14 protein-coding genes and 1 rRNA gene are annotated in these 15,358 nt (G+C 41.5%); 6 read left to right on the forward strand and 9 right to left on the reverse strand.

The window, feature by feature from the left end:
* Window positions 1–83 (forward strand): 5S ribosomal RNA (rrf, locus tag CD122_RS12650); the annotation flags it as partial.
* A 326-nt stretch (window positions 84–409) separates the two neighbouring features.
* Window positions 410–886, forward strand: coding sequence for a nuclear transport factor 2 family protein (locus CD122_RS08890; RefSeq protein WP_103358630.1), 477 nt, complete (start codon window positions 410–412; stop codon window positions 884–886).
* Between the two features lie 59 nt (window positions 887–945).
* Here the strand turns inward: CD122_RS08890 and ilvA are convergent, their stop codons facing one another.
* From ilvA to ilvD, 9 genes are all read right to left on the reverse strand, one after another.
* Window positions 946–2,214, reverse strand: a complete 1,269-nt coding sequence (gene ilvA / locus CD122_RS08895) for a threonine ammonia-lyase IlvA (RefSeq protein WP_103358631.1) — start codon at window positions 2,212–2,214, stop codon at window positions 946–948.
* 12 nt (window positions 2,215–2,226) lie between these two features.
* The gene (leuD, locus tag CD122_RS08900; protein ID WP_103358632.1) at window positions 2,227–2,796 is read right to left on the reverse strand and encodes a 3-isopropylmalate dehydratase small subunit; all 570 of its coding nucleotides are present in this window, start codon (window positions 2,794–2,796) and stop codon (window positions 2,227–2,229) included.
* A complete protein-coding gene (gene leuC / locus CD122_RS08905) occupies window positions 2,796–4,169 on the reverse strand; it encodes a 3-isopropylmalate dehydratase large subunit (protein WP_103358633.1) in 1,374 nt (457 codons plus the stop codon). Before leuC ends, leuD begins: the two co-directional genes overlap by 1 nt.
* Window positions 4,170–4,171: 2 nt before the next feature.
* Window positions 4,172–5,221, reverse strand: coding sequence for a 3-isopropylmalate dehydrogenase (gene leuB, locus CD122_RS08910; RefSeq protein WP_103358634.1), 1,050 nt, complete (start codon window positions 5,219–5,221; stop codon window positions 4,172–4,174).
* Window positions 5,218–6,753 (reverse strand): 2-isopropylmalate synthase, encoded by a 1,536-nt coding sequence (locus tag CD122_RS08915; protein WP_103358635.1) that lies wholly within the window; start codon window positions 6,751–6,753, stop codon window positions 5,218–5,220. Before CD122_RS08915 ends, leuB begins: the two co-directional genes overlap by 4 nt.
* 167 nt (window positions 6,754–6,920) lie before the next feature.
* Complete coding sequence (gene ilvC / locus CD122_RS08920; protein WP_103358636.1) at window positions 6,921–7,925, reverse strand: ketol-acid reductoisomerase; 1,005 nt, start codon at window positions 7,923–7,925, stop codon at window positions 6,921–6,923.
* A gap of 45 nt (window positions 7,926–7,970) precedes the next feature.
* The gene (gene ilvN / locus CD122_RS08925) at window positions 7,971–8,444 is read right to left on the reverse strand and encodes an acetolactate synthase small subunit (RefSeq protein ID WP_103358637.1); all 474 of its coding nucleotides are present in this window, start codon (window positions 8,442–8,444) and stop codon (window positions 7,971–7,973) included.
* Window positions 8,441–10,177 carry a biosynthetic-type acetolactate synthase large subunit gene (ilvB, locus tag CD122_RS08930; protein ID WP_103358638.1) on the reverse strand — a complete coding sequence of 579 codons (1,737 nt, stop codon included), beginning with the start codon at window positions 10,175–10,177 and terminating at the stop codon, window positions 8,441–8,443. Before ilvB ends, ilvN begins: the two co-directional genes overlap by 4 nt.
* 26 nt (window positions 10,178–10,203) lie before the next feature.
* Window positions 10,204–11,892 carry a dihydroxy-acid dehydratase gene (gene ilvD / locus CD122_RS08935; RefSeq protein ID WP_103358639.1) on the reverse strand — a complete coding sequence of 563 codons (1,689 nt, stop codon included), beginning with the start codon at window positions 11,890–11,892 and terminating at the stop codon, window positions 10,204–10,206.
* A 649-nt stretch (window positions 11,893–12,541) separates the two neighbouring features.
* Here ilvD and tsaE point away from each other — a divergent pair.
* The 4 genes from tsaE to tsaD are packed head-to-tail and all read left to right on the forward strand — an operon-like array spanning window position 12,542 to window position 15,098.
* Window positions 12,542–12,991 (forward strand): tRNA (adenosine(37)-N6)-threonylcarbamoyltransferase complex ATPase subunit type 1 TsaE, encoded by a 450-nt coding sequence (gene tsaE / locus CD122_RS08940; RefSeq protein WP_103358640.1) that lies wholly within the window; start codon window positions 12,542–12,544, stop codon window positions 12,989–12,991.
* Window positions 12,984–13,652: a tRNA (adenosine(37)-N6)-threonylcarbamoyltransferase complex dimerization subunit type 1 TsaB gene (gene tsaB, locus CD122_RS08945; protein ID WP_103358641.1), complete on the forward strand. Its 669-nt coding sequence runs from the start codon at window positions 12,984–12,986 to the stop codon at window positions 13,650–13,652. Before tsaE ends, tsaB begins: the two co-directional genes overlap by 8 nt.
* Window positions 13,653–13,663: 11 nt before the next feature.
* Window positions 13,664–14,089, forward strand: coding sequence for a ribosomal protein S18-alanine N-acetyltransferase (rimI, locus tag CD122_RS08950; protein WP_103358643.1), 426 nt, complete (start codon window positions 13,664–13,666; stop codon window positions 14,087–14,089).
* A complete protein-coding gene (gene tsaD / locus CD122_RS08955) occupies window positions 14,082–15,098 on the forward strand; it encodes a tRNA (adenosine(37)-N6)-threonylcarbamoyltransferase complex transferase subunit TsaD (RefSeq protein ID WP_103358642.1) in 1,017 nt (338 codons plus the stop codon). Before rimI ends, tsaD begins: the two co-directional genes overlap by 8 nt.
* The last annotated feature ends 260 nt before the right edge of the window (window positions 15,099–15,358 follow it).

A 15,358-nucleotide genomic window follows, 5' to 3' on the forward strand; every position in this document is an offset into this window, starting at 1 on the left:
TCCCATGCCGAACACAGAAGTTAAGCTCTTTAGCGCCGATGGTAGTCGGACTTACGTTCCGCGAGAGTAGGACGGTGCCAGGTAATTCAACGAGAGAGGTCATATTGACTTCTCTTTTTTTGTGCGTTCATTTAAATATAGTAGTACGATGTTGTTTGAGTGTTTCGTATGTATTGAAAGCTATTTAAGTTGCGCAATGGAAAGTCGTATCTAGCTGGTGTCTACTACTAGAGGAATATTTACCTTCTATCATCAGTCTGGTAGCGCTATAGAAGATGCCTATTAACTAGCAAAATGAAGTGAGCCTACCTATCAACTAGCAAGTCAAAATATGCTCCTTGAACAATAAACTAAATAAAGACAGCTCATTCAAAAGCAACTAACATATTATTAAAAAGGGTGTATTTATATGACCAATCAACCTTTCACTTGGAAAACCTTACTGGACGATCTATTAAAGGATACGCAACCACAAGTGCACAATGAACAAGATGATGGCATTACTGAGACGTATATGCGCACGGTGATGCAGAATCATATTGATATGATTAATAAAGAAACGGCAGTATCAACATCACTTTATTATGCGGATGACATTGTGGTTGAAGATCCATATGGTGCTACACGATTTAAAGGGAAAGAAGGGGAACGACAAGGATTTCGACATATGGCGGATGTCTCATTTATCCCACAAAAAGCGGAATTAGTCGCACCGATTAGTACGAGTTACGGGAATAAGGCTGCGATGGCTTTTAAACTGTATGCGCAGATAGATGGTCACGATGTTACAATTGATATTATTGAAACGATGACATTCAATGACGCTGGAGATATTACAGAAAGAATTGCATACTGGGGTAAAGAGAACGTGACTTTGCTGGATTAAGTACATTAAAAAGACTGACGAAATATAGGTAATAGGCCTATCATCGTCAGTCTTTTTGTTTAGATTAAGAGTGAATATAACATTTTATTTTCATTGATGTAGATGTTTTTCGGGTCGAATGCGTTAACATTAGCAATCAATTGTTGGAGGTCTTGGTGGTTCTGTAATTGAATGCCAATGATAACTGTTCCCGTGTTTTGTGAGCTTTTCTTCAAGTATTCAAATTTGGTAATGTCGTCTTTTGGACCGAGTACGTCGTTAACGAATTGGCGTAATGCGCCTGGTCGTTGTGGGAAGTTAAGAATGAAGTAGTGTTTCATTTCTTCGTACAGTAATGAACGCTCTTCAATTTCTTTCATACGGTTGATATCGTTGTTCCCACCGCTGATGATGCAAACGACGTTTTTGCCTTTGATTTGTTCGCGATACTGTTCGAGTGCACTGATGCTCAAAGCGCCAGCGGGTTCTGCGACGATGGCTTGTTTTGAATACATATCGAGAATTGTTGAACATACTGCGCCTTCATCAATTTGAACGTAGTCGCTTAACAGGCGATTACAAATATTGAATGTAATCTCGCCAACACGGGCAACGGATGCGCCGTCAACGAATTTATCAATGTTTGGTAATGTTACGACTTGTTGTTGTTGGACTGCTGCGTGCATGCTGCTTGCGCCTAAAGGTTCAACCCCAATGAGTTGTGTTTGAGGGCTGTTTGCAGCGAAGTAGGTTGCAACGCCGGACATCAAACCGCCTCCGCCAATTGCACCAAATAGATAATCGAATGAAATGTTGTCTTCTGCTGCTGTTTGCAAAATTTCTTTCGCGAGTGTGCCTTGACCAGCAATGGTATGTACGTTATTAAATGGATCAATAAACGTCATTGCGTGTGCTTGTGTGTATGACAATGCTTCTTTTAAACAATCGTCAAAAGTATCGCCAATTAGTTGAATTTCGACGTTGTTGCCACCAAAAAATTGAACTTGGCTTACTTTTTGGTTAGGTGTTGTCACTGGCATAAAGATAACCGCATGCAAGTCTAATTGACGAGCAGTAAATGCGACACCTTGCGCATGGTTACCGGCACTTGCACATGTAATGCCTTTTGCTTGTTGTTCATGTGGTAAGACAGAAATGGCGTTATATGCGCCTCTTAATTTGAAAGAACGTACCCACTGTAAGTCTTCACGTTTCAAATAGACGTTACAGTCGTATTTCATTGATAAGTAATGATCCTTTTCTAATGGTGTTTGTTTGACAGTTTGTTGAATGCGTAAAAATGCCTCATCGACATCTTTCGCAGTGACGGTTTGTGTTTGTACAGTCATATCTTTCACTCCTTAATGTTGTTGTTCATATGCGGTGATTTCTGACGCATATTGTAAAGTAATCGCAATGTCATCCAAGCCATTGACGAGTTTATGTTTCCATGTTTCGTCAATATCGAAGCTGAATGTGTCTGTTGCGGTTTTAATTTGTTGTTCAGGTAGGTTAATAGTAAGCTCAGTTTCTTGTGCTAAGCGTTCACGTGTTGCTTTGTCTAATACAATCGGGAGCAACGCGTTTTTCGTACAGTTCATATAAAAAATATCGCTATAACTACCGGCAATAATGACTTGGAATCCATAGTCTTTCAATGCCCATGCTGCGTGTTCTCGGCTCGAACCACAGCCAAAGTTTTCGCCTGTAATCAAAATGGATGCACCTTGCGCCTCAGGTTGATTCAACGCAAAGTCAGGATTGTCGGAACCATCTTCCAAGTAGCGCCATTCATCAAAGAGAAAGGGGCCAAAGCCCAGTTTGGAAATACGTTTCAAATGGACTTTTGGAATAATTTGATCGGTATCAATATTGTTATGAAATAGAGAAACGACTTTCCCTGTATATTCAGTAATTGGTTTGATTTCCATTATGTGTGAACCACCTTTCTAACATCTACAAAGTGTCCGTGAATTGCCGCGGCAGCAGCCATAGCAGGTGATACAAGATGTGTGCGTGCGCCTTTACCTTGGCGTCCTTCAAAGTTACGATTGCTGGTTGAAGCACAGTGAACGCCAGCAGGGACTTGGTCAGGATTCATACCGAGACACATACTACATCCCGGTTCGCGCCATTCAAAGCCAGCTTCTTTAAAGATTTTGTCTAATCCGAGCGCTTCAGCTTGATGTTTGACCTGTCTGGAACCAGGGACGACAATGGCGGTGATGTCTTCATGGACACGTTGGCCTTTGACGAACTTACTTGCCTCAATCAAATCGGATAGACGTGCATTTGTACATGAGCCTAAGAATACATAGCCAAGTGGAATGTCAGACGCTGTTTGTCCAGGTTGTAAGCCCATATAATCATAGGCACGTGCATCGTTTGTGTTTTCAATCGCTGGGAATGGTGTTGAGAAGTTCACACCCATCTCTGGACTAGTCCCCCATGTGACTTGCGGTTCTAAATCTGTGACATCGAGTGTAATCACTTTATCAAAAACAGCATCCTCATCACTATATAGCTCTTGCCATGCGGCTTTTTGTTCAGCGATATTCCCTGCGTAACGTCTGCCTTCCATATAGTCAAATGTTGTATCATCTGGACGCATAACACCGTATTTTGCGCCTGCTTCAATCGCCATATTACAAATAGTCATACGTGCTTCCATAGACAGTTGCGCGATTGTCTCACCTGTAAATTCAAGCGCATAACCAGTTCCAAAGTTCACGCCGTGTTGATTGATAAGGTGTAAGATAATATCTTTTGCGTAAACACCTTTAGGTAACGTGCCACTCACTTCAATCTTCAAATTTTTCGGTTTCGTTTGCCAAAGTGTTTGTGTCGCGAAAACGTGTTCAACTTCGCTTGTCCCAATACCAAAGGCAATTGCTCCGAAAGCACCGTGTGTCGCTGTATGTGAGTCGCCACAAACGATTGTTTTACCCGGTTGTGTCAGTCCAGTTTCAGGTCCGACCATATGCACAATACCTTGCTCATCGGATCCCATATCAAAGAGGGTGACGTTAAATTCTTCGCAGTTTTTCTGCAATGCTTGAATTTGTTTATTCGCAATGTCATCTTTAATATTAAAAATGTCAACGGTTGGGACGTTATGGTCAAGTGTTCCAAACGTTAAGTCAGGTCTTCTCAACGTACGTTTTTGAAGTCGTAATCCTTCAAATGCTTGTGGAGAGGTGACTTCGTGAATTAAGTGTAAATCAATGTATAACAATTGTGGCTCTCCAGCTTGTCCTGTTATGACGTGGTTGTCCCAAATTTTATCAAATAGTGTACGTCCCATGTTTAGACCTCCTTGATACGAGATTGAAGTGCTTCAAAAATCTCGGTTGTGCTTGCTTGACCGCCTAAGTCTGGCGTTGTTATGTTTTGAGCAATCAGTGTATCGACTGCAGTTTCTAGCCATGTAGCCATATCATCGCGTTGTGCAGAATTGCGTAAACACATCGCTAGTGATAACAACATGCCGAATGGATTGGCTTTATTTTGACCGGCGATGTCTGGTGCAGAGCCGTGAATCGGTTCGTAAAGCGCGGGACCTGATTCACTAAAGCTTGCGGATGGCGATAGCCCCAGTGAACCAGGGAGCATAGAGGCCTCATCGCTTAAGATGTCGCCAAATAGATTTTCAGTCACGATAACATCAAAGTCAGTCGGGCGTTTTAACAAATGCATACTACATGCGTCTACGAGTAAATGCTCGACGGTCACGTCTGGATACTGTTCTGCAATGCGATTGATTGTTTGACGCCACAATTTGCTTGAAGATAAAACATTCTCTTTATCAACAGACGTCAGTTTTTTACGACGTTGTTGTGCGAGCTTGAATGCTTCATGCGCAAGACGTTCGATTTCGGCTACTGTGTATGTCAACGTGTCAACCGCTTCATGCGCGTCCCAATGACTCGGTGTGCCAAAGTAAATACCACTTGTTAACTCACGCACGATGACTAGGTCTGTCTGTGCAACAATATCTGCTTTTAATGGTGATAAATTCACAGTATGTTCACTGACACGTGTTGGACGGATATTCGCAAATAAGCCGAGTGATTTACGTAACTTCAGTAAGCCGTGTTCAGGACGATTGTTTGGGTCTTGCCATTTCGGTCCACCAATTGCAGCTAACAACACTGCATCGGCTTGTTGACATGCTGTTAAAGTCGCTTCAGGTAGGGGTGACCCTGTGGCATCAATCGCGCTACCACCCATGAGATGTTCTGTCACGTCGTAATCGAAGTTGTACTTTTCTGATAATGCAGCAAGTACCTCTAATGTTCCTGACATAATCTCTGGACCAATACCATCACCTGGTAACGTTACGATATGAAATGTCATTCTGCGTCACCTTCTTTTGACTTCGGTGCATCGACGAGTTGTGAAGCGGCTTCTACATACGCTTTACATGACGCATATAAAATATCATGGTCGAAACCAACGCCTGATACTTGTTTATCATCAAGCTGCAAAGTAACATGAACTTCGGCTTGTGCGTCGCGTCCTTCAGTTAATGCGTCGATACGATAGTCGATTAATTTTGGTTTGTTTTGTAAAATGCGGTCGACAGCGTTATAGACGGCGATAATTGAACCTGTCCCAATGCTGCTATCTTGATACGTATTGCCAGCTTGGTCTTTCAACACAACGACAGCACTTTGTAGACCTTTTGATACGAATTGTAACTGGAGTGAGTCCAATTGATATGTCGCATGTTTTTCATGTTCAGAGCCTTGAATCAATGCGTGAATATCACGATCTGTGACATGTTTTTTCTTATCGGCAATCCCTTTAAATGCTTTAAACAGTGCTTTTTGCGTGTCAGCATCAATGTCGTAACCTAATTGCTTTAACTTGTCTTGGAATGCATGACGACCTGACAGCTTGCCGAGTGGTAATTCTGTACTTTTCACACCGACGAGTTGTGGCGTCATAATTTCATACGTTTCAGGATTTTTCAAGAACCCATCTTGATGAATACCTGACTCGTGACTAAACGCATTCTTCCCAACAATCGCTTTATTACGTGGGACGCGAAGCCCTGCATAACGCGCAATTAAATCAGACGTTTGTTTCGTTGCTTCAAGTTTGATGTTTGTTTGAATTTGGTAATGGTCTTGACGGACATAAAGGCCAAGGGCAACTTCTTCCAAAGCGGTGTTACCCGCACGTTCACCAATACCATTAACAGTTCCTTCAATGCGTGTAGCGCCATTTTCAATTGCAGCCATACTATTGGCAACGGCTAAACCGAGGTCATCGTGGCAATGCGCACTATATGTGATTGGTTCAGGTGCTTTAACTTCTTCAATGAGTGTTCTAAAAATCTGACCATATTCTTGAGGATACGTATAACCAACTGTGTCTGGAATGTTGATAACTGTAGCACCAGCATCGACAGCAGTTTGGACACTTTTGATGAGAAATGGTAAAGGTGTACGTGTTGCATCTTCAGGTGAGAACTGAACAATGTCAAAGCGTTCTTTGGCGTAACGCACATGTTCATCAATTGAAGCTAATACTTCATCTTCTGTCATGTTAAGTTTAGAGGTTAAGTGGATAGGGCTTGTTGCGATAAAAACGTGTATGGACGGAGAAACCGCGTCTTTCGTTGCTTCGTATACCGCGTCGATATCTGATTTCAAACAGCGTGCAAGTCCTGTAACGGTTGTACGTTTTAAGTGACGTGCGATTGCTTGAACAGATTGGAAACTTCCTTCACTTGAAGCGGGGAAACCAGCTTCAATGACATCAACGCCCCATTGTTCTAACTGAGTTGCAATTTTTAGACGTTCATCAAAAGAAAAACTGACGCCTGGTGTTTGTTCACCATCTCGTAGTGTCGTATCGAAAATTTGAATATGGCTAGACATTGTAAACAGCTCCTTAAATGTAAAATATGTAAGGTGACTAAGAGGTTGTGAAAAGGGGGAGTGAGACAGGAATCTCATTTATCAAAAAAGATTCCGTCGTTCCACCCGAAAATCCCAAATCTCACCTAGTTAGTGATGACAACCTCTTGTACCTTCATCACGTATGTTTATTTAGAAATACTTTTAGACTTGATAAATGGCATCATTTCACGTAATGTTTGACCGACTTCAGTGATAGCATGGTTTTGTTGTGCAGCACGCATTTCTTTAAATGATGCGAAACCATTTTTGTTATCTTCAATGAAACGATCGCTGAATGTACCATCTTGAATATCTTTTAATACGGCTTTCATATTTTCTTTCGTGTCTTCAGTAATAACACGTGGACCTGATACATAGTCACCGAACTCTGCAGTGTTTGAGATAGAGTAGCGCATGTTTTCAAGGCCGCCTTCGTACATAAGATCCACGATTAATTTCATTTCATGTAATACTTCAAAATAAGCAATTTCTGGTTGGTAGCCTGCTTCCGTTAACACTTCAAAACCACTTTGGATTAAGCGTGTCACACCACCACATAATACGGCTTGTTCACCGAATAAATCTGTTTCTGTTTCTTCTTTATATGTTGTTTCAAGGACACCTGCACGTGTTGCGCCGATACCTTTTGCATAGCTTAATGCAAGTTCACGTGCATGACCTGTCGCGTCTTGTTCTACTGCGAATAATGCAGGAACGGCTGAACCTTCCACGAATGTACGACGCACAAGGTGACCAGGGCCTTTTGGTGCAACTAAGAAGACGTCAACATCACTTGGTGGTTGGATAACATTAAAGTGAATGTTGAAACCGTGTGCGAACGCTAAAGCATTACCTGCTTCTAAGTTTGGTGCGATTTCGTTTTCATAGACATCGCCTTGGATTTCATCTGGTAATAACACCATTACAACGTCTGCTTGTTTGACAGCTTCAGCTACTGTAAAAACATCGAAGCCATCTTCTTTTGCTTGATCGAATGAACGACCTGGGCGGATACCAACAACCACGTCATAGCCGTTGTCTTTTAAGTTTTGAGCATGTGCGTGACCTTGTGAGCCATAACCGATAATTGCAACCTTTTTCCCTTGTAATACATCTTGTTCTACTGAATTGTCATAATATACTTTAGCCATAAAAGCATTCCTCCATAGATTCATTAATTGGTTTTTATTATTAAATTAGACGATAGCGGCAGTGCCAGTACGTGATATTTGTTGAATACCGTATGCGGATAAGTCTTCAAGTAACTGATCTAATGTTTCTTGTGGACCGACCGCTTGTAAATACAATGTGCTGTCGTCTTCTTTTAGACGTGTAACATGTGTTGCATAGTTGTTTGTTAAGTCAGTAAACTGTGTGTCATTTTCAGGTTTGTTGAGTTTGATCAGTAACAACTCACGATTAAATGTGTTGGTATCTGTAATATCCTCAACTGTTAATGTGTTGACTTGTTTTTTCAATTGCTGAATGATCGTACGTAACATTTGATCATCAGGTACTTCAGCGACGAAGGTAATCTCAGTGACACCCGCTTCTAATGTTGGACCTGCTGTGATGTTGACGATGTTGAATTGACGTCTAACAAACGTGCTTGTAAGACGATTGAGTGTACCTGCTTTGTCGAATACTGTTAATTTGAATGTGCGTCTCATTCTAATCCCTCCATTTCATGGTTTGCTTTGCCACTTGGTACCATTGGCAATACAGGTTCGGTAGGGGAGATGCGAATATCGATTAAGGCAGGTCCCTCGTAACTGAAAGCTTCATCGAGTGTTGACTCTAAGTTGTCTGCATTGTCGACTAAAAAGCTTTTAACACCATATGCTTCTGACATTTTGGCGAAATTCGGTTGATTGTTAAAGATAGAATGAGAAAAACGTTTATCAAAGAACTTATCTTGCCATTGCTTTACCATGCCGAGCGTACCGTTGTTGACAAGTACGATTTTGACATCTAAGTTGTATTCGTTCAGCAACGCCATTTCCTGGTTCGTCATTTGGAAACCACCATCACCAACGAAGGCAACAACCGTGTCATTCGGTCTGGCAAATTTTGCGCCGATTGCAGCTGGGATACCAAAGCCCATTGTGCCAAGGCCGCCACTTGTGATGAGCTGGCCATGTGTTTTAAATGGATAAAATTGAGCCACCCACATCTGATGTTGACCTACATCCGTAGCAACAAAAGCATCACCATTCGTTAACTCACCGATATATTCAATCGCACGTTGGGGCTTACTAAATGCCACATCAACTGTTTCACGATATGAGAATGGATGTTTTGCTTTGTATTGTGCCACTTCATCTAACCACGCTTGATGTTCTGCAAATGTATCGTCAAATGCGAGTAATTGTTCGAGTACTTCTTTAACATCAGCGACAATGCCTAAGTCTGTACGGATGATTTTGTTGATTTCAGATGGATCAATGTCAACATGAACCACTTTCGCATTAGGTGCAAAAGCATCAGGTTTACTTGCCAGACGGTCATCAAAGCGAGAACCAAAGTTCACTAACAAGTCACATTCAGTTAATGCCATATTACTTGCATAAGACCCGTGCATACCGCCCATACCTAAGAAAAGGGGACTGTCATATGGCACGGCGCCTAATCCGTGTAACGTTGCAGCTACTGGAATTTGATGACGTGTCACAAATGTTTCGAGTAAGTCATTGGCTTGGGCGAAGTTAACACCTGCACCTGCCAATACTAATGGTTTTTGAGATGCTTTCAATAATTCACGTAATTGCTGCACGTCATCCGCTGAAGGTGTAGTTGTCACCTGATAACCTGGTGTACTCACTGTGCTATCGTTTGGCGTTGCTGTTGTCAATGTTCCCATGTCTTTTGGGAAGTCGATGACAACAGGGCCTTTACGTCCTGAGTTTGCAACGTGGAATGCTTCCTTGATGATTCTAGGAATTTCGTTAACATCACGAACTTGATAGTTGTGTTTGGTAATCGGCGTAGTCATGGATAAAATATCCGCTTCTTGGAATGCGTCTTTCCCGATACCCGGAGAGGCAACTTGTCCTGTAAAGACAACAAGTGGTAGGGAATCGCTGTATGCATCCGCAATACCAGTAATTGCATTTGTTGCACCCGGACCACTCGTTACAACAACGACGCCTGTTTTACCACTCGCACGCGCATAACCTTCTGCAGCGTGTGTGGCACCTTGTTCATGGCGATAAAGAATGTGTTTCGGCCCTTTTTCATCGTAGAACGTATCGTAAAGTGGTAAGACCGCGCCCCCCGGATAACCAAAGATATATTCAACATTTTCTTCAATTAAGGCATCAACTAATAACTCGGAGCCGGTTTTAAAAGTAGTTGATGTTGGTTCTGTCTCTTGTTCATGATCGGTTGTATTTACATGTGTCATAAAAATTGCCTCCATTTTGATGAGATTTATAGTAAGTCTTCCGGTACTTTCATGACGCCACCCGTATTGGCACTCGTTACAAGTGCAGTGTAGCGTGCGAGATAGCCCGTTTTAACTTTTGCTTTAAATGGTTGTTGGGATACTTTACGTGCTGCTAATGTTGCATCATCCACGTGTAAGTCCAACGTACGTGTTGTTAAATCGATTGTAATTTCATCGCCGTCTTCAATTAAGCCGATTGGACCACCAGCTGCTGCTTCAGGTGAGATGTGTCCAACTGCGATACCACGAGTGGCACCGGAGAAACGACCATCTGTGATTAATGCGACGTCCTTGCCTAAGCCGCGACCGACGATTGATGATGTAGGGGCAAGCATCTCTGGCATACCTGGACCACCTTTAGGACCTTCATATCGGATAACGACAACGTGACCCGCTTTGACGGTATGGTTATCGATTGCTTCAACAGCTTCATCATGGCTATCGAAACAGATTGCTTTACCGGTAAATGTTTTAATACTTGGATCAACGCCACCCACTTTGATAACGGCGCCATCTGGTGCAACATTGCCGTATAAAACGGATAAGCCACCTTCTTTATCGTAAGGATTGTCGAGTCTACGGATAACGACGTCATTTGTGATTTCTTTACCTTCATTGTTTTCACGTAATGTTTTACCAGTTACTGTGATTCGATCAGGATGTAGCACACCGTCTTTTTTCATCAGCTCATTGATGATTGCTGGGACACCACCTGCTTCATGGACATCTTGCATTGAATACGCAGAACTTGGTGCGATTTTTGATAAATACGGCGTCTTCTTAGCGATGTCATTAATGCGAGATAAGTCGTAATCAATGCCTGCTTCTTGTGCGATTGCTAGGGTATGTAGCACTGTGTTAGTAGAACCACCCATAGCCATATCTAAAGCAAAGGCATCATCAATTGCTTCTTTTGTGACAATGTCACGCGGTTTAATGTCGTGTTTCACATTGTAGACGAGTTGTTTTGCGGCTTGACGAATCATCTCACGGCGTTCATCGCTGACGGCTAATGCTGTGCCGTTATACGGTAGCGCAAGACCGAGCACTTCCATTAAGCAGTTCATTGAGTTAGCGGTAAACATACCTGAACATGAACCACATGTTGGACAGGCATTTTGTTCCATTTCTAAAAATTCTTCTTTTGACATTGTGCCTTCTTTAAAAGCACCAACAGCTTCAAACATAGATGAGAGTGTTAAAGCTTTACCTTGTGACGATAAGCCGGCTTTCATCGGACCACCTGAGCAGAAGACTGCTGGTACATTCGTTCTCATCGCAGCCAGCATCATACCTGGTGTGATTTTGTCGCAGTTCGGGATGTAGAACACACCGTCGAACCAATGTGCATTGATGACCGTTTCAGCGGCATCCGCGATAATTTCACGGCTCGGTAGTGAGTAACGCATACCGATATGTCCCATTGCGATACCATCATCGACACCGATTGTATTGAACTCGAAAGGAACACCGCCTGCTTCGCGAATGGCTTCTTTGGCAATGTCGCCAAGCTCACGTAAATGCACGTGACCAGGAACGATGTCAATGTATGAATTACAAATTGCGATAAAAGGCTTGTTCATATCCGTTGGCGATTTGATTTGTCCCGTTGCATGTAATAAACTTCTTGCTGGCGCTTGGTGATCACCTTTTTTAATCATGTCACTTCTCATTTTTGTTGCCTCCTTGGTTGTTTACAGAAAATAAAAAATACGCCCCAATGTGAATTGGGACGTATTATGGAAAGTCCCATTCAACTAGAAATAGGACTTAAGTCATTTAGTAAAAACTTCTTACTAAAGCTCCAGCCCTGGGCGTATTAATAAAATAATGATATTAAGTTGTTGGTTAGGGAATGAATACTTGTTCATCATATTTATACGCTCCTTATAATAGTCGAATGAGTTGTTTTCTCAAATAAGCTGTTGTTAATTAAATGAATTATCTGAAAAAAGGATAAACTTAATTTAACGCATGTGAACAAATAAGTCAACAGTAAGTTTAAAATTTTCTGAAAAAAGATTGAAATAGGCGTTAAAAACGTTTATGAGTGGACAAAAAAGATATTTACAAAATGATGAACTTCTTTTAAAAGAAACATGAAGAATTGGTTGAAGACATGGCGTGAGGGCGGGACATGAATAGAAACACTTCATTTAAGTTTGAGATTTCATGCCTAGTCAGCCTTGCCGGGGTGGGACAACGGAATCTTTTTGGATAAATAAGATTTCTGTCCCATTCCCAGCTCCTAGACATTCACAATTCTACTCAGTACAAAAATTTGATACAATAGATAGGAAAATTGAGTCAGGAGTGCACATAATGAAAAAGATTCAAAATATAACAGATATGGAAGTATTCGCACAACAACTTGCGACACATCTTGAAGCGGGAGACGTATTGTTGTTAGACGGTGATCTCGGTGCAGGTAAAACGACGTTCAGTCAGTTTTTAGGTCGCGCACTTGGTGTAACACGTACGATTAACTCACCGACATTTAATATTATTAAGTCATATAAAGGTGCGGAACTGAACTTTCATCATATGGATTGTTATCGCTTAGAAGACTCAGAAGAAGATTTAGGATTCGATGAGTACTTTAATGACGAAGCGGTCACAGTCATCGAATGGAGTCAGTTTATCGCAGAATATTTACCAGATACATTTTTAAAAATAACAATTAACGTAATGAGTGAGACGGAGCGCGCATTAGAACTTGAAGCGCAAGGTGCACATTATGAAGCGATAAAGGAGGCACTTGAGCATGTATAGTCTATTGATTGATAGTTCGAACCAGCCGTTAGCCGTTGCATTAATGAAAGAAGATCAAGTCGTCGCAACATATACATCAGCAGTGAAACAGAATCATTCGGTTCAATTAATGCCACAGATTGTAACGTTATTAGAAACAGCAGGCATTACACCACAAGATTTAACCGATATCGTCGTAGCACAAGGACCGGGTTCTTATACCGGCTTGCGAATCGGTGTGACGATAGCTAAAACGTTGGCATACACATTAAACTTGAATTTATATGGCGTATCATCATTAAAAGCCCTTGCAGCAACGTTACCATATAGTGAGCGCTTAATTGTGCCGATTATGAATGCACGTCGTGAACATGTGTATGCAGGTGCGTACCGCTGGCAAGATGGACAGTTACAAAATGTGATAGACGACCAATATATGGCGTTAGCTGACTTAGTAGCACGTGTGAAAGAGGAAGGCGACGTATTGTTTGTCGGAGAAGATGTACGCCAGTTTGAGACGCAGTTACAAGACTTTGATGTGTTACCTTTATTACCACGTGCTGAAGTGATGTGGCAACATAAGGGTGAATCACAAAATATTCATCGTTTTTGTCCGCAATATTTGAAATTATCGGAGGCAGAACAAAATTGGTTGAACCAGCAGAATTCAAAGACCAACTAAATATTCGCCGTATGTCGCATGAAGATGTGCCTGCTGTGTTCGACTTAGAACGTGTAAGCTTTCAACATAGCTCATGGACGATTGACGCGTTTTACCATGAGCTTGAGCAAAATAACTTTGCGCATTATTTTGTCATGACGTATGATGAAGTGATTATTGGATATATCGGTTTATGGATTGTAGTAGACCAAGCACAAATTACAACGATTGCCGTATCGCCTGAATATCGAGGTTACGGACTTGGGCAATTGTTGCTCAACTATGCGAAAAACTTTGCGTCTACCATTGCAACAGTGATGAGCTTGGAAGTGCGAGAACACAATTATGTTGCACAACATGTGTATGAAAAGTTAGGCTTTCAATTTGGTGGTAAGCGTAAAAATTACTATGGCGATGGAGAGGATGCATGGGTAATGTGGGTGAATTTAAATGACTAAACAAACATTGATATTAGCGGTTGAAACAAGCTGTGATGAAACAAGTGTTAGCGTGATTGCGGATGGACATCAAATTTTAAGCAATAGTGTGTTGAGTCAAATCGACAGTCATAAACGCTTTGGCGGTGTTGTCCCTGAAGTGGCGAGCCGTCATCACGTTGAAAATATAACATTAATGGTAGAAGATGCGTTAACAACAGCGCAAGTGACAATGGATGATATAGACGCAGTTGCAGTAACACAAGGACCGGGACTTATCGGGGCATTATTAGTTGGTGTGAATGCCGCAAAAGCATTGGCGTTTGCGCACAACAAGCCGTTAATTCCAGTTCATCATATTGCGGGACATATTTATGCAAATCAGTTGGATAAAGGACTAACATTCCCATTAATGGCACTCATTGTTTCAGGTGGTCATACGGAATTGGTATTGATGCGCAATCATTTGAACTTTGAAGTGATTGGCGAAACACGTGACGATGCAGTCGGTGAAGCCTATGACAAAGTAGCACGTACGATTGGTTTACCATATCCGGGTGGACCACACGTTGATAAATTAGCGGCAGAAGGTATCGACAGTTACGACTTCCCACGCGTGTGGCTAGAACCTGATAGCTTTGACTTTAGCTTTAGCGGATTAAAAAGTGCAGTGATTAATAAATTGCATAACTTAAAACAAAAAGGTGAGACACCGATACCTGAGAATGTTGCAGCGAGCTTCCAAAACAGTGTCGTAGAAGTCTTAGTAGGAAAAGCAATTCGTGCTTGCGAACAGTATGACGTGAAGCAGTTGATTGTCGCTGGTGGTGTCGCAAGTAATCGCGGTTTGCGTGCTGAACTTGAACGTGCAACAGAAGCACACGGTATTACATTATCAATTCCTGAACCGAAATTATGTACAGACAATGCCGCAATGATTGGTGCAGTCGCTTACTATTTATATCAACAAGGCGTCACAGCAGATATGGCATTAAACGGTAAAAGTAATATGTTTTTAGAAACGATATAGAATGAGAAAACACTTTATCATTGGACAGTTAGCCAGTGGGTAAGGTGTTTTTTTAGCTGCGGTTCAATGATAAACCAACATCAGTACACATATGCGATAGAAATAAATGGATATGTTCTTTATTAAGAAATTATAAAGAAATGATTAATACAGTGATATTTAATATAATCTGTCATTTATTGAAATTTTGAATAGTATTAAGTAAAATCACATGTATATTAATTAAATTGTGCAAAAGAAATGTAAAATCAAATATAAAT

Source organism: Staphylococcus rostri (assembly GCF_002902145.1).
GTDB classification, from domain to species: Bacteria; Bacillota; Bacilli; order Staphylococcales; family Staphylococcaceae; genus Staphylococcus; species Staphylococcus rostri.